This is a genomic window from Streptomyces sp. Xyl84, from assembly GCF_059731885.1.
The window spans coordinates 4,012,318-4,030,924 of sequence record NZ_AP029182.1 but is presented as its reverse complement, the minus strand read 5'-3'; the positions used below and the strand labels follow the sequence as shown (position 1 = coordinate 4,030,924).

The following is an 18,607-nucleotide window of genomic DNA, read 5'->3' as shown; positions in this document are numbered from 1 at the left end:
CCTAAAGGGTTACTTGTGGCGTATGCCTGCTTCCTCGCCGTACTCCCCGAGGATGATCACGTCGAACGCCGCACCCGCGAACACCTTGACGGCGTGCAGGGCGTCGCCCAGGCGGTGGTGGTGGCTGCCCCTGACAGCCGTGGCACCGGCCGGGCGAGCGGCGGGTGCCGGATGGATGGTCGCTGCACTCATGACTCAAGGGTGGCTCTCGGGACGCCTGGTCGGCATCGGTCTGCGGAGCCAATCCTCCCGCCGTCCGCGTACCCCTCCGGAGGGAGACCGTCCCCTACACCGACCGGGCGATTTCTCCTAGGGGACGCCCCGGCCGGCTCCCCCGGCAGCACCGGCCGGCCCACCCGCCGCCCCGGGACCCACCGCCCCGCCCGTCCGCCGGCCCACCGCGCCCTCGGACCACCGCACCATCAGGCCGCCAGCCCCTCGGGCCGCCGGACCACCGCCGAGCCGCCGGACCACGTGGTCGCCCAACCGCCGAGCCGCCGAGCCGCCGGGTGTCACCGGTCCGCCCGGCCCCGCCGGGCCACCGCCCCGCCCGCCCGGCCGCCGGAAAACGGTTGGCCCTCACCGCCCCCGGCCCTCTACAATCTCCGCTCCTGCCCGCCTCCCCCCGGAGTGCCGCCGACCGGACGGAAACCGGCCGGCAGTTTCCCGCGCGCCCGCGCCGCACGGCACCGCGTCACCCGCCGCCGCGCGCGGCTCCGCGCCGCGCCGACTGTCCCGTAGGTCTTCCGGAGGCACCCTCTTGTCGTCGTCCACGCCCACCGACTCCGAAGCACGTCCCGCGGCACCCCGGACGGCCGCGGCAGCGGCCGCCGAGCCCCCCGCCGACGACCCGCTCGCCCGTGAGCGCTCCCACCTGGCCGCCTCCCGCGCCGCCCTGCGCGCCATGCGCGAGGACGTCCAGTCGCTCGACATCCGCGACGTCAGCGCGAACTGGGTCAACGCCGAGGTGCTCGCCCGGCAGATCGACGAGCGCATCAAGGCGCTGGCCGACCTGAGCGACACCCCGCTGTTCTTCGGCCGCCTCGACTACCTGCGCGCCCCCGGCGCCGAGCGGGCGGAGGGCGCCGACGGCGAGCGCTTCTACATCGGGCGTCGGCACGTGCACGACGCCGACGGCGACCCCATGGTCATCGACTGGCGCGCGCCGGTCTCCCAGCCGTTCTACCGGGCGTCGAAGAAGGACCCGATGGACGTCGGGCTGCGCCGCCGCTTCGGCTACACCGGCGGCGACCTGACGGCGTACGAGGACGAGCACCTGTCCGACCCGGACGAGGCGGCCACCACCAGCAAGCTGCTCCAGCAGGAGATCGAGCGCCCGCGCGTCGGCCCGATGCGCGACATCGTGGCGACCATCCAGCCCGAGCAGGACGAGATCGTCCGCTCCGGCCTGGGCGGCACCGTCTGCGTCCAGGGCGGCCCCGGCACCGGGAAGACCGCCGTCGGCCTGCACCGGGTCGCCTACCTCCTCTACGCCCACCGCGAGCGCCTGGCCCGCACCGGCACCCTCGTGATCGGCCCGAACCGGTCCTTCCTGCACTACATCGAACAGGTGCTCCCGGCCCTCGGCGAGCTGGCCGTGCAGCAGGCGACCGTCGACGACCTGGTCGCCCACGCCGAGGTGCGCGGCACGGACGACGCGGCGGCGGCGCTGGTCAAGGGCGACGCGCGCATGGCTCAGGTGCTGCGCAGGGCGCTGTACTCGCACGTCACGATGCCCACCGAGCCGGTCGTGGTGGTGCGCGGTTCGCGCCGCTGGCGCGTCCCCGCGTACGAACTGGAGGAGCTGGTCCGGGAGTTGCTGGAGCGCGGGATCCGTTACGGAGCCGCCCGCGAGGCCCTGCCGCAGCGCATCGCGCACGCCGTGCTGGTGCAGATGGAGCGGGCGGGCGAGGCCCCCGACGACCGGGTCCAGGACACCGTGGCCCGCAACTCCGCGGTGAAGGCCGCCGTCAAGGCCGTCTGGCCGCCGGTCGACCCGGCCCGGCTGGTGCTGCGGCTGCTCACGGACGCGGACTTCCTCGCCGAGCACGCCGAGGGGATCCTCGGCGAGGAGGAGCAGAAGACGATCCTGTGGGCGAAGCCGGTGCGGTCGGTGAAGTCCGCGAAGTGGTCGGCGGCCGACACGGTGCTGATCGACGAGGCCGCCGACCTGGTGGAGCGCACCCACTCCCTGGGACACGTGGTCCTGGACGAGGCGCAGGACCTGTCCCCGATGCAGTACCGCGCGGTCGGCCGGCGCTGCACCACCGGCTCCGCGACCGTCCTCGGCGACCTGGCGCAGGGCACCACGCCGTGGGCGACCCGCACCTGGGAGGAGGCGCTGGCCCACCTGGGCAAGTCCGAGGGGGTCATCGAGGAGCTGACCGCCGGTTTCCGCGTGCCGACGGACGTCATCACCTACGCCTCCCGGCTGCTGCCGCACATCGCGCCGGGGCTGACGCCGGTCGCCTCGGTCCGGGAGAACCCGGGCTTCTTCCGGATCCGGGCCGCCGAGAGGGACGCCGACGTGGTCGCCGCCTGCGAGGAACTGCTGCGGCACGAGGGCTCGACCGGCCTGATCGCCGCCGACGCCCGGATCCCGGCCCTGGCCGGCGCCCTGGCCGCGGCGGGCCTGGCCCACCTCTCCCCCGGCGAGGAGACGACGGCCGAGACCCGGCTGACCCTGGTCCCGGCCTCCCTCGCCAAGGGCCTGGAGTACGACTACGTGGTCCTCGACGACCCGCAGGCGGTGGTCGACGGCGAACCTGACGAACGGACCGGTCTGCGCCGCCTGTACGTGGCCCTCACCCGTGCGGTGTCGGGCCTGATCGTGACCCACACGGCCCCGCTCCCGCCCCAGCTGACCTGAACCGGCCGGCGGTGTCCGGACCGCCGGGCAGGCACCACCGGTGTCCGACCCCCGGCAGGCACCACCGGTGTCCGGACCCCGGGCAGGCACCGCCGGCGCGCCGCCGCGAGCCGGCGGCCGACGCCCCGCGCCGCCGGCCGCACGGCGACCCCGGACACCACCGGCAGCCCGGGACGCCCGGCCGAGCCGCCACCGCCCGGACCGGACGCCGGCCCCCGGCCACCACCGCCCGCGCCGGACGCCCGGCCCCGCCACCCCGGGCACGGCACCCGCCGCACGGCCGGGTCACCCGCCCGGCCGGGTCACCGCCGGCCCGGCGGGCTCACACCGCCAGTTGCTCGGCGTTCTGCCCGTCCAGCACCTGCCGCCACTGCGCGACCGCGTCCGCGCACACCGCACCGGCCCACCCGCCGGACCGGGCCGCGCCGCCGATGTGGAAGGCGTCGATCCCGGCGGCGCGCAGCGGCGGCAGGTGCTCCAGGCGCAGGCCGCCGCCGACCATGATCCGCTGTTCGTAGCCGGGCCGGCCGGCGCGGGCCGCCTCGGCGACCAGGGTGGGCAGCCCGGCGTCCACGCCGCCCGCCGCGCCCGCGGTCAGGTACGTGTCCAGGCCCGGCAGCCCGTCCAGCTGCTTGCGCACGGCGTCCCGGTCGGCGGAGTTGTCGATCGCCCGGTGGAAGGTCCACGGGCATCCGTCCAGGGCGCCGACCACGGCTTCCACGGCCGCCATGTCCACCAGGCCGTCCGCGCCGAGGAACCCGAGCACGAACTCCTCGGCGCCCGCGGCCCGCATGTCGCGCACGACCCCTGCCAGCCTGTCCACGCCCCCGTCACCGCCCGCGGCGAACCCGTCCGCGAGCCGCACCATCACGCGCAGCGGGATGTCGACGGCGGCGCGGATCGCGGCGACGGTCGCCACCGGCGGGGTCAGCCCGTCGGCCGCCATGTCGGTGACCAGCTCCAGGCGGTCCGCGCCTCCGGCCTGGGCGGCGACCGCGTCCTCGGCGTCGAGGGCGATCACCTCCAGGACTGCACGCATGCTCATAGGACCCCTTTCCTCGGATGCCGTGGGGCTTGACAGGTCTAGTCCAATATCAGGGTACGCCGAACGGGCCCCCGGGCGCAGAACCGTCGCCCGAAGATGTCCGGCTCCCCCTTCGGCGGGGCCGATCGCGCAGGACAATGGCGCCATGGCCGATCACGTCGACATCGAAGCCCTGCGCATCCGATGGACCCGCGCCCTCGACGGCGCCCGTGGCCCCGGTGGCGGACCGGACCCGGTGCCGTACGCCGACAACCTGCTCGGCCGCTGGCGGGAGCCGCAGCGGCACTACCACACGCTCACCCACCTCACCGCGGTCCTCGACCACGTCGACGTACTGGAGGAGTACGCCGACGATCCGGACACCGTCCGGCTGGCCGCCTGGTTCCACGACGCCGTCTACCTGCCCGAACGCTCCGAGAACGAGGAGCGGTCGGCGCGGCTGGCCGAGCGGGCGCTGGCCGAGGCCGGCGTCCCGGCGCACAAGACGGCCGAGGCGGCCCGGCTGGTCCGCCTCACCGTCTGCCACGACCCGGCCGGCGACGACAGCGACGGCCAGGTCCTGTGCGACGCCGACCTGGCGATCCTGGCCGCGCCCCCGTCGGCGTACGCCGCCTACACGGCCGCGGTCCGCGCGGAGTACCACTTCGTCCCCGGCGACGCGTTCCGCGAGGGCCGCGCGGAGATCCTGCGCCGGCTGCTCGGCCGGCCCCTGCTGTTCCGCACCCCCTACGGCCAGCGCCACTGGGAGGCGACGGCGCGCTACAACCTCTCCTCGGAGCTGGAAATGCTGTCGTCGTGAGACGGCCGCGGCACCTACGCTGCGCCGTATGAAGGCATGGGGCGGGGACGAGGTGGAGCAGGCCGTCGCGGGCGCCGTGGCGGTGCTGCGGACGGCGGCGGACCGGGACTGGGAGGGGGTGCGGGCCGGGCGCCTGGAGTGGAACTGCCTGCGGACGGCCGAGCATGTCGCGGGCGATCTCATCTCCTACGCCGGGCAGTTGGCGGGCCGGGCGCAGAACGCGTACGTGCCGTTCGAGATCACCCTCGACGAGGGCACGGACAACACGGGCGCCCTGGAGGTGATCGAGACGACCGGCAGGCTGCTCTCCGCGGCCGTACGGACCACGCCCCGCGAGGTGCGCGCGTTCCATCCGTACCCGTTCCGCAGCGCGAACCGCGAGGGCTTCGCCGCGATGGGCGTCGCCGAGGTGCTGCTGCACACGCACGACATCGCCCAGGGCCTGGGGCTGGCCTACGAGCCCCGGGCCGAGCTGTGCGAGGACGTGCTGACGCGGCTCTTCCCGCACGTCCGGCCGGGCGCCGCCGCCTGGCCGACCCTGCTGTGGGCCACCGGGCGCGGCGATCTGCCCGACCGGGCGCCGGTCACCGAGTGGCGGTGGAGCAACCCGCTCGTGCTCCCCGCCGGACGGCTCGTCCTGGAGGGCGTCACGCCGGCCGCGGCACGTGACCTGCACGCGGGCGGGGACGGCGGGCTCCGGTGGGTGGCGGACGGGCCGTTCGACGGTACCCGGGCGGCCGCCGGGATGGTCGCGAAGGCGTACGAGAGCGGGGCGCACCGGCCCGAGTCCGGGATGTTCGTGCTGGTGCGGCGCGAGGACGGGCGCGCGGTCGGCGGCATGGGCTTCCACGGCCCGCCCGACGAGGACGGGTGCGCGGAGGTCGGCTACGACCTGGCCCCTTCCGCCCGCGGCCACGGTTACGCCACCGAAGCGCTGCGCGCCCTGTCGGCGTGGGCGCTGGCCCGCGACGACGTACGGCGGCTGCTGGCGACGGTGGACCGGGCCAACGTGCCCTCCCAGCGGGTGGTCACCCGCGCCGGGTACGTCCGGGTGGGCGAGGACGCCGAGCAGTTCACCTACGAACTCGGCTCCTGAAGGCGGCGTTTGCGGCGGCGCAGCCCCGCCGCGTGCAGCAGCCGCACCACCTCGCGGCTGCTGACCTCGACCGCGCCGGCCGCCACCGCGTCCCGGTAGCGGTGGGCGGGCAGGTCGTAGTGGTCGCGTTCGAAGGCCCGCGCCGGTACGCCCAACGCGGCGGCGAACCCGTGCAGTTCGTCGTAGGAGTCGTCGCTGACGAGGTGGGACCACAGGCGGCCGTGCCCGGGCCAGGCCGGCGGGTCGATGTAGACGGTCACGGCGCCACCGTGCCACGCGCGGGGCTCACGACGACGTCTTCCCGCCGATCGCCTGCGCCAGCGCGCCCACCGGCGCGACCTTCACACCCGCCTGCGCGCACACCCAGTGCGGATCGGGGCCGAGTTCGGGTTCGACGTCGAGGGCGTGCGGGTCGCCGTACCCGCACACCGGGCACAGCGGCCAGCGGCCGTACCGCTCCAGCAGGGCGTCCTGGACGTCCTGGGCGACCAGACCGGCCACGTACCGCGCCCCGTCCGGCCACTGCTCCACCCACCAGCGGCGCTGGACGACGGAGTCCTCCACGAGCGAGACCACGTCCGCCTCGGCGACCTGGCCGGCGACGAGATCGGCGAGCACGAGGGCACGGGCGGCGTGCAGGGCCTGCTCCAGCGGGCTGATGGGTTCCATGGCTCCATTGTGCGCACGGGGCCGCCGCGGTGCGCGCGTGCGCACCCTTGACCGCACACCCGGACAGAAAATATCTTTCATACGTGACCCAGGACGTGAAGGAAATTTTCGCAGGTTCGGGCGCCGCCGCAGGCCTCACGCCTCCCGCTCCCGCCGCCCTCGCGGCCAAGGTACGCACCCTCGCGCCGTCCATGACCCGCTCCATGCAGCGCGTCGCCGAAGCCGTGGCCCACGACCCGGCCGGCTGCGCGGCCCTGACCGTCACCGGCCTCGCCGAACTGACCGGCACCAGCGAGGCGACGGTCGTACGGACCGCCCGGCTGCTCGGCTACCCCGGCTACCGCGACCTGCGCCTCGCGCTCGCGGGCCTCGCCGCCCAGCAGCAGTCCGGCCGCGCCCCCGCCATCACCACCGACATCGCCGTCGACGACCCCATCGCGGACGTCGTCGCCAAACTCGCCTACGAGGAGCAGCAGACCCTCGCCGACACGGCCGCCGGACTGGACACGGTCCAGCTCGGCGCGGCCGTCGCCGCCCTGGCCGCCGCCCGCCGTACGGACGTGTACGGCATCGGGGCCTCCGGCCTGGTCGCCCAGGACCTCACCCAGAAGCTGCTGCGCATAGGGCTGATAGCGCACGGGCACAGCGACCCGCACCTGGCCGTCACCAACGCGGTGCAACTGCGCACGGGCGACGTCGCCATCGCGATCACCCACTCGGGTTCGACCGGGGACGTGATCGAACCGCTGCGGGCGGCCTTCGAGCGCGGCGCGACCACCGTCGCCATCACCGGCCGCCCCGACGCGCCCGTCACCCAGTACGCCGACCACGTGCTGACCACCGCCACCTCCCGGGAGAGCGAGCTGCGCCCGGCCGCGATGTCCTCCCGGACCAGTCAACTGCTCGTCGTGGACTGCCTGTTCGTCGGGGTGGCCCAGCGGACGTACGAGACGGCGGCACCGGCGCTGGCGGCGTCGTACGAGGCGCTGGCGCACCGCCACAGTCCGCGGGGCGGCCCCCAGCGTTCGTGACCACCGCCCGCCCCGGCACCGCCGGCCCCACCGCACCCGTACCGCACGGAGAGAGCCACCCCCATGACCTCCCCCTCCCCCTACCGTCAGCTGCGCGCCGAGCTGGAGTCGCTGACGACCGAGGCGTTCCGTCCTGAACTGTCCGAGATCGACCGGCTGCCCACGCTGGAGATCGCGCGGCTGATGAACGCCGAGGACGCGGCCGTGCCCGCCGCCGTCGCCGAGCGGCTGCCGCAGATCGCCGCCGCGATCGACGCGGTCGCCGAGCGGATGGCGCGCGGCGGCCGGCTGATCTACGCGGGCGCGGGCACCGCCGGGCGGCTCGGGGTGCTGGACGCCTCCGAGTGCCCGCCGACCTTCAACACCGACCCGGGGCAGGTCGTCGGTCTGATCGCGGGCGGTCCGGAGGCGATGGTGACCTCCGTCGAGGGAGCGGAGGACTCCCGGGAGCTGGCCGTGGAGGCACTCGACGCCCTCGGTCTCGGCCCCGACGACACGGTGGTCGGCATCTCGGCCTCCGGCCGCACCCCGTACGCGATCGGCGCGGTCGAGCACGCCCGCGCGCTGGGCGCGCTGACCATCGGCCTGGCCTGCAACGCGCACAGCGCGCTGGCCGCCGCCGCCGAGCACGGCATCGAGATCGTCACCGGACCCGAACTCCTCACCGGCTCCACCCGGCTGAAGGCGGGCACGGCCCAGAAGCTCGTCCTGAACATGCTCTCGACGATCACGATGATCCGCCTGGGCAAGACGTACGGGAACCTGATGGTCGACGTACGCGCCTCCAACGACAAACTGCGCGCCCGCTCCCGGCGGATCGTCGCCCTGGCCACGGGCGCGCCGGACGAGGAGATCGAGCGGGCGCTGACGGCCACGGACGGCGAGGTGAAGGACGCCATCCTGGTCCTGCTCTCCGGGGTGGACGGCCCGGCCGCGGCCCGCCTGCTCGCCCGGTCGGGCGGTCATCTGCGGGCCGCGCTGGCGGCCGGCGCGGCCGAGCCGCGGCCGGAGAACGGCAGGAGCGCCGGCGTGGTGTAGGACACGACCTGACCTAGATCGTCCGTACCGTGGTCGTCGACCGAGGGAACACCACTCTGGCGGAAGGCCGAGACCATGAGCGAGACGACGCAGAACGCCGGCACCGTGAGCCCCGCCGCGCCGGCCGTCACCGGTGAGCGCGCGGACCTGCTGCAGGCGCTGGCCAAGCAGCGTCACTTCCTGACCTTCACCACCCGTGACCTCACCGACGAGCAGGCCGGCCGGCGCACCACCACCAGCGAGCTGTGCCTGGGCGGCCTGATCAAGCACGTCACGTCGGTGGAGCGGGCGTGGGCGGCGTTCATCGTGAAGGGTCCCTCCGCGATGCCCGACTTCTCCGCCATGACCGAGGAGGACTTCGCCCGGCGCGCGGACGACTTCCGCATGCTGCCCGGTGACACCCTGGACGGGCTGCGGGCGGCCTACGCGGAGGCGGCCCGCATCACCGACGAGCTGGTCGCCTCCCTGCCCGACCTGGACGCCGAGCAGCCGCTGCCCAAGACCCCCTGGTTCGAGCCCGACACCCACTGGTCGGCCCGCCGGGTGCTGCTGCACATCATCGCCGAGACCGCGCAGCACGCCGGTCACGCCGACATCGTCCGCGAGGCGCTGGACGGCGCGAAGAGCATGGGCTGACCACCCCCGGGGGGCCGCCGCCCGGGCGGTGCCGTGTGCGACGCTGGCCGGTATGAACCACGCACAGCTGACGGCGCTCGGGCGGGCCCTGCGGGTGGTCGGGGAGCACGGCGAGGAGCTGAACGCCGAGACCCCGGACGCCCGGCTGCACGAGATCAAGGCGGATCTGCGGCGGGCGCTCGACCTGCTGGAGGAGAGCGTCTCGCAGGACAGGCCCGCCACCCGGTGCGCCGAGCATCCCGGCGGGCCCGTCGACCAGGACGCGCCCGACCTGTGCCTGCTGTGCGAGACCCGGCGCCGCGCCGCCCGCCGGGCCCAGTACGAGGGCGGCCCCCGCCGATCGGCCGCCTCGGCGTCCGGCGAGAGCGCCCCCACCCGCTACGGCGTGCGCGAGGACCGTCCCCAGGCCCAGCAGCGCTGGCTGCCGGAGCTGTGGAACGGCCGGGAGTGGCAGCTGTGCGGCACCCCGCGCCGGGAACGGCGCGAGGCGGAGCTGTTCCTCTCGGCCCAGCAGCGCTCCCCCCGCGCGGCGACGGCCTACCGGCTGGTGCACGAGTTCACCGACTACGAGGTGGTACGCGTCTGGGGCACCCCGGTACGGGCGGACATCGAGCCGATGGGCAACCTGTAGGTCGCGGGGCGGGGTGAGGGGCGGGCCTGGACACTGGTCCGGCGGCCCACTCCTCCACTCCCGGCCCGCGCCCTCACCCCGGCGCCCGGCTTCACTCCCGGTTCAGGCCTTCACCTCGGACGCCTTGGACTCCCCGGCCGCCGCCACCGGCGTCACCGCCGCGGCCGCGCCCCGGCCCGGGATGAAGGCGGCGATGAGGAAGCCGAGCAGGGCGGCGCCCGCGCCCAGCGCCAGGACGGTGCGGAAACCGTTCTCCGAGGGCAGCGCGTAGGGGCCGAAGCGCGTGGTGAGGTGGGCGAGGACCACACCGGCGACCGCGCTGGCGGTCGACGTGCCGATGGACCGCATCAGCGTGTTGAGGCTGTTGGCCGCGCCCGTCTCGGAGGCGGGCACGGCGCCCATGATGAGCGTGGGCATCGCCCCGTAGGTGAAGCCGATGCCCGCGCTGATGACGCAGGGCGCCAGCACGAAGTGCCACACCTGGTCCATGAGGACGATGTTCAGGCCGTACCCGGCGGCCACGATGAGAGCGCCGGTCATCAGGGTCACCTTGGGCCCGCGGGCCCGGGACAGGGAGGCCGAGAAGGGGGCCACCGCCATCATCACCAGCCCGGACGGGGCCATGACCAGGCCGGTGGTGAGCAGCGACTTGCCGAGGCCGTAACCGGTCTGCGCGGGCAGCTGGAGCAGCTGCGGGATGACCAGGGACATGGAGAACATCGCGAAGCCGATCGCGATGGAGGCCAGGTTGGTCATCAGCACCTGGCGGCGGGCCGTGGTGCGCAGGTCCACCAGCGGGGCCGGGACGCGCAGCTCGAAGGCTCCCCAGGCGAGCAGGATCACGACGGCCGCGGCGAACAGGCCCAGCGTCCGGCCGCTGCCCCAGCCCCAGTCGGCCCCCTTGGAGACCCCCAGGAGCAGACACATCAGCCCCGCCGCCATGCCGATGGCGCCCACGGCGTCGAAGCGGCCGCCGGAGCGCACCTGCGACTCGGGTACGAGCAGCAGCACGAGGACCGCCGCGACGGCGCCCAGGGCCGCCGAGGCCCAGAACAGGACGTGCCAGTCGAAGTTCTCGGCGATGACCGCGGCGGCGGGCAGACCGAGGGCGCCGCCGACACCGAGCGAGGCGCTCATCATCGCGGTCGCCGAACCGAGCCGCTCGGCGGGCAGTTCGTCGCGCATGATGCTGATGCCGAGCGGGATCACACCGGAGGCCAGACCCTGCAGGGCGCGCCCGACGACCATCGGGGCCAGGGAGTCGCTGAGCGCGGCGGTGACCGAGCCGGTCACCAGCATGGCCAGGCTGACCAGCAGCATGCGGCGCTTGCCGTACATGTCACCGAGGCGGCCCGTCACCGGGGTGGCGACGGCGGCGGCGAGCAGGGTGGCGGTGACGACCCAGGCGGCGTCCGACGCGGAGGCGTGCAGCAGCTTCGGCAGCTCCGAGACGATCGGGATCACCAGGGTCTGCATCAGCGAGACCACGATGCCGCCGAAGGCCAGGACGGCCACGATGGCGTTGGGTCTGGGCAGGGCCCCGGCCGCGGTGGGCCGGGCAGGTCCGTCGGACATGGAAGAGGTCTCCGGGGAGCGCAGGGGTACTTGACTCAAGCAACCATAATTCGATTTGATTGACTTAAGCAAGCGAAATCCGCCCTCCGTCCGGCAGCGCGCCCGGACCCCGCCCCGTCTCCCCGGGGGCCCGCTGCCGGGCCTGCCGTGGAGGCGGGACGGGTCCCGCGGGGGTCAGCTCAGGGTGGTCAGTGCCGCCGCGTCGAACGGCTTCAGGTCCGCGGTGCGGTCGGTGAGCACCTTCGCGGCCCACTCGGGGTCCTGGAGCAGCGCCCGGCCCACGGCGACCATGTCGAACTCTTCGCGCTCCAGCCGGTCCAGCAGGTTGTCGATGCCGCCGACCGCGGCGCCCTCCCCCCGCAGGCCCCGGAGGAAGTCGCCGCCCTGGAGGCCGACCGAGCCGACGGTGATGACCGGCCTGCCGGTGAGCTTCTTCGTCCAGCCCGCCAGGTTGAGGTCGGAGCCCTCGAACTCGGGGAGCCAGTACCGGCGGGTGGAGGCGTGGAAGGCGTCCACCCCGGCCGCCGCCAGCGGGGCCAGGATCGCCTCCAGCTCCTGCGGCGTCGCGGCGAGCCGGGCATCGTAGGCCTCCTGCTTCCACTGCGAGTAGCGGAAGAGGACCGGGAAGGCGGGCGAGACGGCCGCGCGGACCGCCTCGACGACCTCCGCCGCGAACTTGGTCCGGGCCACCGGATCACCGCCGTAGCCGTCCGTACGTCGGTTGGTGCCGGCCCACAGGAACTGGTCCAGCAGGTAGCCGTGGGCGCCGTGGATCTCCACGCCGTCGAAGCCGAGGCGCTGCGCCGCGCCCGCCGCCTCGGCGAAGGCCCCGATCACGTCGTCCAGGTCGGACCGCGTCATCGCCCGGCCGCCCTCGGTACCGTCCAGACGCAGCCCGGACGGGCCGACCGGGGGCGCGTCCGGGAAGGGCGGCCGTCCCTCCTGGCGGACCATGCCGACGTGCCACAGCTGGGGGACGATCGTGCCGCCCTGCGCGTGCACGGCCCCGGCGACCTTCTCCCAGGCCGCGAGCTGCTCCTCCCCGTGGAAGCGCGGCACCCTGCTGCTCTCCCCCGCCGAGGGGTGCCCGACGTACGTGCCCTCGGTGACGATGAGGCCCACCCCGGCGGCGGCCCGGCGGGCGTAGTAGGAGTGCACGTCCTCGCCCGGGACACCGCCCGGCGAGAACCGGCGGGTCATCGGGGCCATGACTATCCGGTTGGGGACGGTCAGGCCGTTCAGGGTGACGGGACGGGAGAGGACGCGGGCCGCCCGCGAGGCGGACGTGGGTCCGGGGACGGGGCCGGGGGTGGGGGTGGGGGTGGGGGTGGGGGTCATACGGGGGGCTCCTCGGAAGGACGGTGAAGACCTGCCGGCTGCATACCGGGCGGTATGCATACCGAATGGTATGGGAAGGAGTCACCGCCTCCGTCTTCCGGGCGGGCCGCCGCCCCGGACACGCCCGAGGGCGGCACCCCCTGTCTCCAGGGAGTGCCGCCCTCGGCAAGGACGAGCCTGATCCGCGCGGGATCAGAAGTCCATGTCACCGCCCGGCATGCCGCCCGGAGCGGCCGCGGCGGCCTTCTCCGGCTTGTCGGCGATGACGGCCTCGGTGGTGAGGAACAGCGCGGCGATCGACGCGGCGTTCTGCAGCGCGGAGCGCGTCACCTTGGCCGGGTCGATGATGCCCTCGGCGACCAGGTCGACGTACTCGCCGGTCGCGGCGTTCAGGCCGTGGCCCGGGGTCAGGTTGCGCACCTTCTCCACCACGACACCGCCCTCGAGGCCGGCGTTGACGGCGATCTGCTTCAGCGGGGCCTCGAGCGCCAGCTTGACGGCGGCGGCACCGGTGGCCTCGTCGCCCTCCAGCTCCAGCTTCTCGAACACCTGGGAGGCCTGCAGCAGGGCCACGCCACCACCGGCGACGATGCCCTCCTCGACGGCCGCCTTGGCGTTGCGCACGGCGTCCTCGATGCGGTGCTTGCGCTCCTTCAGCTCCACCTCGGTGGCGGCACCGGCCTTGATGACGGCCACGCCGCCCGCGAGCTTCGCCAGGCGCTCCTGGAGCTTCTCGCGGTCGTAGTCGGAGTCGCTGTTCTCGATCTCGGCGCGGATCTGGTTGACACGGCCGCCCACCTGCTCCGAGGAGCCGGCACCGTCGACGATGGTGGTCTCGTCCTTGGTGATGACGACCTTGCGGGCCTTGCCCAGCAGGTCGAGGGTGGCGTTCTCCAGCTTGAGGCCGACCTCCTCGGAGATGACCTCGCCGCCCGTGAGGATGGCGATGTCGCCGAGCATGGCCTTGCGGCGGTCGCCGAAGCCCGGGGCCTTGACGGCGACGGACTTGAAGGTGCCGCGGATCTTGTTGACGACCAGGGTCGACAGGGCCTCGCCCTCGACGTCCTCGGCGATGATCAGCAGCGGCTTGCCCGACTGCATGACCTTCTCCAGGAGCGGGAGCAGGTCCTTGACCGAGGAGATCTTGGAGTTGGCGATGAGGATGTACGGGTCCTCGAGCACCGCCTCCATGCGCTCCATGTCGGTCGCGAAGTAGGCGGAGATGTAGCCCTTGTCGAAGCGCATGCCCTCGGTGAGCTCGAGCTCCAGACCGAAGGTCTGCGACTCCTCGACGGTGATGACGCCTTCCTTGCCGACCTTGTCCATGGCCTCGGCGATCAGCTCGCCGATCTGGGTGTCGGCAGCGGAGATGGAGGCGGTGGAGGCGATCTGCTCCTTGGTCTCGACCTCCTTGGCCTGGTCGAGCAGGGCGGCGGAGACGGCCTCGACGGCCTTCTCGATACCGCGCTTCAGGGCCATCGGGTTGGCACCGGCGGCCACGTTGCGCAGGCCCTCGCGGACCAGGGCCTGGGCGAGCACGGTCGCGGTGGTCGTACCGTCACCGGCGACGTCGTCCGTCTTCTTGGCGACTTCCTTGACCAGCTCGGCGCCGATCTTCTCGTACGGGTCCTCGAGCTCGATCTCCTTGGCGATGGAGACACCATCGTTGGTGATCGTGGGCGCGCCCCACTTCTTCTCGAGGACGACGTTGCGACCCTTGGGGCCGAGCGTCACCTTGACGGCGTCCGCGAGCTGGTTCATGCCGCGCTCGAGGCCGCGCCGCGCCTCCTCGTCGAACGCGATGATCTTGGCCATGTGAAGTGGTCCCTCCAGGACTGGGGGTGATTCCTTCGGACCGCGCCCGCGCCCGCGACGGACGGCTCGCCGGCCTTGTGGTTCCTTGCCCCACACGGCCTGCGGGCCTCACCGACCCGGTCCTTCGTTGTCACTCTCACCTTCAGAGTGCTAACGCCAATGATTAGCACTCGGCATGCCCGAGTGCAAGGTCCGCCCGCGAAGCGGGCTCGATGAGGGGTGGTGGTCGGGTGACGGGAGGGCGCGCGCGCCGGGGGTGCGCGCGTACCGGATCAGCCGGGGACGAACGGGGGCCGTGCCGGTCGGGCGGGGCGGCCGGGCGGGGCGGCCGGGCGGGAACGGACGAAGGGCCCACACCCCCGTGGGGGTGTGGGCCCTTCGTGTGACGTACGTTCAGGCGGTGACGCGAACCATGTCGGCCTGCGGGCCCTTCTGACCCTGCGAGATCTCGAACTCGACCCGCTGGCCCTCTTCCAGCGTGCGGTAGCCGTCCATCTGGATCGCGCTGTAGTGGACGAAGACGTCCGCACCACCGTCGACCGCGATGAAGCCGTACCCCTTCTCCGCGTTGAACCACTTGACGGTGCCCTGAGCCATGCCTAACTCCCCTATTACTGGCCCTTGCACAGATCCGCACTTCGCGGATCCGGGTCAGACCTCACCCCCCGTGGATCGGGGGCGTGCGCCGGAACGCGTCGACCGCGGCTGAATGTATCTGTCCAACTGCCGTCTGCAACAGGTCAATCGGACGAGAATTCCGGGCGGGAGCGGTCCGGAATGTGACGAGAATTCAGTCGATCCCCGGGCAAGTCGGGCCCCACAAAGCACGACAAATGCCGCAGAATACCCGCGCATTTTGGCTGCTTCTCATCGGCGGGCGGCAGGAATCAACAGGCGCTCATCCCGAAGATCAGGGGCGCGTTCCCCAACTCTACCGCGCTCAATCACATGGAATTGCCCCCTCCGCTTCTCTCGCGGAGGGGGCAATTCACGGCACGCTCGGTGAGCGCCATTACCTACGGTAATGGTCAGCCGCCGGCGACCGCCGGGATGATCGAGACGCCGGCGCCGTCCGGGGTCGCCGTCTGGAGGCCCTGCTCGAAACGCACGTCGTCGTCGTTGACGTAGACGTTGACGAAGCGGCGCAGCTTGCCCTGGTCGTCCAGCACGCGCGCGGCGATGCCCGTGTGGTTCTTCTCCAGGTCGGAGATGACATCGGCGAGCGTGGCGCCCTCGGCGCTCACCTCGGCCTGCCCGCCGGTGTAGGTGCGCAGGATGGTGGGGATGCGAACGGTCACGCTCATGATGCGAGGCCAGCCTCTCGGAAGGAGTCCAGGGTCGGGCGGATGGTGGCGGTCAGACCGGTGCCGGCCACCGCGTCCAGGGTCTTCAGGCCGTCACCCGTGTTCAGGACGACGGTGGTCTTCGTCGGGTCGAGGACGCCGGCCTCGATCAGCTTCTTCGTGACACCGACCGTCACACCGCCCGCGGTCTCCGCGAAGATGCCCTCGGTGCGGGCGAGCAGCTTGATCGCGTCGACGATCTGCGCGTCCGTCACATCCTCCACCGCTCCGCCGGTGCGGCGCGCGATGTCCAGCACGTACGGCCCGTCGGCGGGGTTGCCGATGGCGAGGGACTTGGCGATGGTGTCCGGCTTCTGCGGCCGGACGACGTCGTGCCCGGCCTTGAAGGCGGTGGACACCGGCGAGCAGCCCTCGGCCTGCGCGCCGAAGATCTTGTACGGCTTGTCCTCGACCAGCCCGAGCGCGATCAGCTCGCGCAGGCCCTTGTCGACCTTGGTGAGCTGCGAGCCGGAGGCGATCGGGACGACGATCTGGTCCGGCAGCCGCCAGCCGAGCTGCTCGCAGATCTCGTACGCCAGCGTCTTGGAGCCCTCGGCGTAGTACGGCCGCAGGTTGACGTTGACAAAGCCCCAGCCCTCGCCGGCCGGGTCGCCGATCAGCTCGGAGCAGAAACGGTTCACGTCATCGTAGTTGCCCTCGATGCCGACGAGCTCGCCGCCGTAGACCGCGGCCATGACGACCTTGCCCTGCTCCAGGTCGTGCGGGATGAACACGCACGAGCGCAGGCCGGCGCGGGCGGCGGCGGCGCCGACGGCACCGGCCAGGTTGCCGGTGGAGGAGCAGGACAGGGTGGTGAAGCCGAAGGCACGGGCGGCCTCCAGGGCCTGGGCGACGACGCGGTCCTTGAAGGAGTGCGTCGGGTTGCCGGAGTCGTCCTTGACGAAGAGCTTGCCGGCGTCGACGCCGAGTTCGGCGGCGAGGTGGTCGGCCTGGACGAGCTTGGTCCAGCCGGGGTTGAGGTTCGGCTTGCCGGCCACGTCGGCGGGGACGGGCAGCAGCGGGGCGTAGCGCCAGATGTTCGCCGGACCGGCCTCGATCCTCTTGCGCAGTTCCTCGGTGTCGTAGCCCGAGAAGTCGTAGGCGATCTCCAGCGGGCCGAAACACTCCTCGCAGGCGAAGACCGGGCCCAGCGGGACGCGGTGACCGCACTCGCGGCAGCTGAGCGCCGCGGCGGGGCCGAGGTCGACGGAGGGGGTGTCGGTGCTGGTGGCAACTGTCTGCACAGCCATGGAGGCGAGGCCCTTTCTCCTCATCTTCCTCACGACGCATCTCGCCGTGAGACGGATTTGGCACCTTCCCTAGCCGGGAGCCCCGCGGTGGCGAGCGGACGGCTGACGTACAGCGATCCGTCGGTACGAGACCGGCTGGAGGGTTGCCGGGGCTTCATCGGGCCGTGTCCCTCTGCCCCTCTGGATGAGCGGTATTCGGTTGAGGTCCTGCTGTTGTGTCCCGCTGCGCGATCACGCGGTGGCAGGTCGCGGCGACCCCGGCATGCGAGCGTCGTCCGCGTTGTTCAAGACTGTAACCGACGGCCAGGACGGGGCGAGACGGTCGTCCGAACCGCGAGACAGATCACACGATGATGTGATCCGGGCCGGGCAGCGGGCCGCGGCGAGCCGAGCAGGAGTGAGGAGTCACCGACCGTGCTGGAAGAAGTCGAGCGCTGGCTGAGGACACGGTCCTGGTCCGTCGCCGATCGGCCGCTCGACGGCGTGCTGGCCGCCAAACGCGCGAGCGGCTCCTCGGTCAGCGTCGTGCTGCCCGCGCTGAACGAGGAGGAGACGGTCGGCGACATCGTCTCCGTGATCCGCCGCGACCTGATGGCGCGGACCCCGCTGGTCGACGAACTCGTCGTGGTCGACTCCGGCTCCACCGACCGCACCTCGGCGGTGGCCGCCGCGGCGGGCGCCCGGGTGGTGCACCGCGACGCGATCCTCCCCCGCATCCCCGCGGTGCCCGGCAAGGGCGAGGTGCTGTGGCGCTCGCTGCTGGTGACCCGCGGGGACGTCGTCTGCTTCGTCGACGCCGACCTGCGGGAGTTCTCCGCCGACTTCGTCACCGGCATCGTCGGGCCGCTGCTCACCGATCCGGAGGTGCAGCTGGTCAAGGCGATGTACGACCGCCCGCTGGGCACCGCCGCCGGGCAGGGCGGCCGGGTCACCGAGCTGATGGCCCGGCCGCTGCTCAACATGCACTGGCCGCAGCTGGCCGGATTCGTGCAGCCGCTCGGCGGTGAGTACGCGGCCCGCCGCTCGCTGCTGGAGCAACTGCCGTTCCCCGTCGGGTACGGCGTCGAGCTGGGCATGCTCGTCGACGCGCTGCACCTGGTCGGCCTGGACGCGCTCGCCCAGGTGGACGTCGGCGAGCGCATCCACCGCCACCAGGACGGGCAGGCGCTCGGCCGGATGTCCGCCGCGATCTACCGCACCGCCCAGCTCCGCCTGGCCCGCGGCCACCTGCTCCGCCCCTCGCTCACGCAGTTCGAGCGGGGCGCGGACGGCTTCGAGCCGCGTACGTACTCGGTGGACACCGAGGAACGCCCCCCGATGACGGAGATCGCGGAGTACGCGGCCCGCCGGGTGGCCTGACCCGAAGCGGGCCGGGGGCGCATCGCCAGGACCCGGCGCGGGCCGCCGGACGGGTGACCTGAACCCGCGCCCGGCCGCCGGACGGGGGCGGGACCCGGTGCCGGGCCGCCGGA

18 protein-coding genes and 1 riboswitch are annotated in these 18,607 nt (G+C 73.3%); of the genes, 8 read left to right on the top strand and 10 right to left on the bottom strand.

What is annotated here, in order from left to right; genetic code table 11:
• Nucleotides 1-9: 9 nt before the first annotated feature.
• Complete coding sequence (locus AC6I72_RS17570) at nt 10-192, bottom strand: hypothetical protein (protein WP_037856963.1); 183 nt, start codon at nt 190-192, stop codon at nt 10-12.
• Between the two features lie 568 nt (nt 193-760).
• Between AC6I72_RS17570 and AC6I72_RS17565 the strand changes: the two genes are divergently transcribed.
• Complete coding sequence (locus tag AC6I72_RS17565) at nt 761-2,869, top strand: HelD family protein (RefSeq protein ID WP_498001813.1); 2,109 nt, start codon at nt 761-763, stop codon at nt 2,867-2,869.
• Between the two features lie 322 nt (nt 2,870-3,191).
• Here the strand turns inward: AC6I72_RS17565 and AC6I72_RS17560 are convergent, their stop codons facing one another.
• A complete protein-coding gene (locus AC6I72_RS17560) occupies nt 3,192-3,914 on the bottom strand; it encodes a copper homeostasis protein CutC (RefSeq protein ID WP_498001812.1) in 723 nt (240 codons plus the stop codon).
• A gap of 145 nt (nt 3,915-4,059) precedes the next feature.
• Here AC6I72_RS17560 and AC6I72_RS17555 point away from each other — a divergent pair, with 145 nt between their 5' ends.
• Both AC6I72_RS17555 and AC6I72_RS17550 read left to right on the top strand, forming a co-directional pair.
• Entirely contained in the window at nt 4,060-4,713 is a 654-nt protein-coding gene (locus AC6I72_RS17555; protein WP_498001810.1) for an HD domain-containing protein, read from the top strand.
• Nucleotides 4,714-4,741: 28 nt separating this feature from the next.
• Nucleotides 4,742-5,809 (top strand): GNAT family N-acetyltransferase, encoded by a 1,068-nt coding sequence (locus tag AC6I72_RS17550; RefSeq protein ID WP_498001809.1) that lies wholly within the window; start codon nt 4,742-4,744, stop codon nt 5,807-5,809.
• Here AC6I72_RS17550 and AC6I72_RS17545 read toward each other — a convergent pair.
• Together AC6I72_RS17545 and AC6I72_RS17540 are read right to left on the bottom strand one after the other, a co-directional pair.
• Nucleotides 5,791-6,069, bottom strand: coding sequence for a DUF4031 domain-containing protein (locus tag AC6I72_RS17545; RefSeq protein ID WP_498001807.1), 279 nt, complete (start codon nt 6,067-6,069; stop codon nt 5,791-5,793). The two genes, AC6I72_RS17550 and AC6I72_RS17545, sit on opposite strands and share 19 nt — an antisense overlap.
• A 25-nt stretch (nt 6,070-6,094) precedes the next feature.
• Nucleotides 6,095-6,478, bottom strand: a complete 384-nt coding sequence (locus tag AC6I72_RS17540; RefSeq protein ID WP_366723892.1) for a DUF8819 family protein — start codon at nt 6,476-6,478, stop codon at nt 6,095-6,097.
• Nucleotides 6,479-6,561: 83 nt separating this feature from the next.
• Here AC6I72_RS17540 and AC6I72_RS17535 point away from each other — a divergent pair, with 83 nt between their 5' ends.
• The 4 genes from AC6I72_RS17535 to AC6I72_RS17520 all read left to right on the top strand — a co-directional run bounded on the left by AC6I72_RS17535 (nt 6,562) and on the right by AC6I72_RS17520 (nt 9,814).
• On the top strand, nt 6,562-7,509 hold the full coding sequence (locus AC6I72_RS17535) for a MurR/RpiR family transcriptional regulator (RefSeq protein WP_498001806.1): 948 nt from the start codon (nt 6,562-6,564) through the stop codon (nt 7,507-7,509).
• Between the two features lie 63 nt (nt 7,510-7,572).
• On the top strand, nt 7,573-8,547 hold the full coding sequence (murQ, locus tag AC6I72_RS17530) for an N-acetylmuramic acid 6-phosphate etherase (RefSeq protein ID WP_498001805.1): 975 nt from the start codon (nt 7,573-7,575) through the stop codon (nt 8,545-8,547).
• 75 nt (nt 8,548-8,622) lie between these two features.
• Entirely contained in the window at nt 8,623-9,183 is a 561-nt protein-coding gene (locus tag AC6I72_RS17525) for a DinB family protein (protein WP_498001804.1), read from the top strand.
• 52 nt (nt 9,184-9,235) lie between these two features.
• Nucleotides 9,236-9,814 (top strand): hypothetical protein, encoded by a 579-nt coding sequence (locus tag AC6I72_RS17520; protein WP_498001803.1) that lies wholly within the window; start codon nt 9,236-9,238, stop codon nt 9,812-9,814.
• 102 nt (nt 9,815-9,916) lie between these two features.
• Here the strand turns inward: AC6I72_RS17520 and AC6I72_RS17515 are convergent, their stop codons facing one another.
• The 6 genes from AC6I72_RS17515 to thrC all read right to left on the bottom strand — a co-directional run bounded on the left by AC6I72_RS17515 (nt 9,917) and on the right by thrC (nt 17,135).
• Nucleotides 9,917-11,389 carry an MFS transporter gene (locus tag AC6I72_RS17515; protein WP_498004718.1) on the bottom strand — a complete coding sequence of 491 codons (1,473 nt, stop codon included), beginning with the start codon at nt 11,387-11,389 and terminating at the stop codon, nt 9,917-9,919.
• Between the two features lie 174 nt (nt 11,390-11,563).
• A complete protein-coding gene (locus tag AC6I72_RS17510) occupies nt 11,564-12,727 on the bottom strand; it encodes an NADH:flavin oxidoreductase (RefSeq protein WP_498001801.1) in 1,164 nt (387 codons plus the stop codon).
• A gap of 192 nt (nt 12,728-12,919) precedes the next feature.
• Complete coding sequence (gene groL, locus AC6I72_RS17505) at nt 12,920-14,542, bottom strand: chaperonin GroEL (protein WP_037856993.1); 1,623 nt, start codon at nt 14,540-14,542, stop codon at nt 12,920-12,922.
• 393 nt (nt 14,543-14,935) lie between these two features.
• Nucleotides 14,936-15,139 carry a cold-shock protein gene (locus tag AC6I72_RS17500; RefSeq protein ID WP_004986573.1) on the bottom strand — a complete coding sequence of 68 codons (204 nt, stop codon included), beginning with the start codon at nt 15,137-15,139 and terminating at the stop codon, nt 14,936-14,938.
• A 431-nt stretch (nt 15,140-15,570) separates the two neighbouring features.
• On the bottom strand, nt 15,571-15,846 hold the full coding sequence (locus AC6I72_RS17495) for a MoaD/ThiS family protein (protein WP_498001799.1): 276 nt from the start codon (nt 15,844-15,846) through the stop codon (nt 15,571-15,573).
• Complete coding sequence (thrC, locus tag AC6I72_RS17490) at nt 15,843-17,135, bottom strand: threonine synthase (protein WP_498001798.1); 1,293 nt, start codon at nt 17,133-17,135, stop codon at nt 15,843-15,845. Before thrC ends, AC6I72_RS17495 begins: the two co-directional genes overlap by 4 nt.
• Nucleotides 17,136-17,152: 17 nt before the next feature.
• Nucleotides 17,153-17,326: riboswitch (SAM riboswitch) on the bottom strand.
• A gap of 223 nt (nt 17,327-17,549) precedes the next feature.
• On the opposite strand from thrC, the gene AC6I72_RS17485 reads away from it, so the two are divergent.
• On the top strand, nt 17,550-18,494 hold the full coding sequence (locus tag AC6I72_RS17485; protein WP_498001796.1) for a glucosyl-3-phosphoglycerate synthase: 945 nt from the start codon (nt 17,550-17,552) through the stop codon (nt 18,492-18,494).
• The last annotated feature ends 113 nt before the right edge of the window (nt 18,495-18,607 follow it).

Coding starts and splice junctions, on each gene's coding strand:
- AC6I72_RS17570 (WP_037856963.1), bottom strand. CDS start 192: ATGAGTGCAGCGACCATCCATCCGGCACCCGCCGCTCGCCCGGCCGGT.
- AC6I72_RS17560 (WP_498001812.1), bottom strand. CDS start 3,914: ATGAGCATGCGTGCAGTCCTGGAGGTGATCGCCCTCGACGCCGAGGAC.
- AC6I72_RS17555 (WP_498001810.1), top strand. CDS start 4,060: ATGGCCGATCACGTCGACATCGAAGCCCTGCGCATCCGATGGACCCGC.
- AC6I72_RS17550 (WP_498001809.1), top strand. CDS start 4,742: ATGAAGGCATGGGGCGGGGACGAGGTGGAGCAGGCCGTCGCGGGCGCC.
- AC6I72_RS17540 (WP_366723892.1), bottom strand. CDS start 6,478: ATGGAACCCATCAGCCCGCTGGAGCAGGCCCTGCACGCCGCCCGTGCC.
- murQ (WP_498001805.1), top strand. CDS start 7,573: ATGACCTCCCCCTCCCCCTACCGTCAGCTGCGCGCCGAGCTGGAGTCG.
- AC6I72_RS17525 (WP_498001804.1), top strand. CDS start 8,623: ATGAGCGAGACGACGCAGAACGCCGGCACCGTGAGCCCCGCCGCGCCG.
- AC6I72_RS17520 (WP_498001803.1), top strand. CDS start 9,236: ATGAACCACGCACAGCTGACGGCGCTCGGGCGGGCCCTGCGGGTGGTC.
- AC6I72_RS17515 (WP_498004718.1), bottom strand. CDS start 11,389: ATGTCCGACGGACCTGCCCGGCCCACCGCGGCCGGGGCCCTGCCCAGA.
- AC6I72_RS17510 (WP_498001801.1), bottom strand. CDS start 12,727: ATGACCCCCACCCCCACCCCCACCCCCACCCCCGGCCCCGTCCCCGGA.
- groL (WP_037856993.1), bottom strand. CDS start 14,542: ATGGCCAAGATCATCGCGTTCGACGAGGAGGCGCGGCGCGGCCTCGAG.
- AC6I72_RS17500 (WP_004986573.1), bottom strand. CDS start 15,139: ATGGCTCAGGGCACCGTCAAGTGGTTCAACGCGGAGAAGGGGTACGGC.
- AC6I72_RS17495 (WP_498001799.1), bottom strand. CDS start 15,846: ATGAGCGTGACCGTTCGCATCCCCACCATCCTGCGCACCTACACCGGC.
- thrC (WP_498001798.1), bottom strand. CDS start 17,135: ATGGCTGTGCAGACAGTTGCCACCAGCACCGACACCCCCTCCGTCGAC.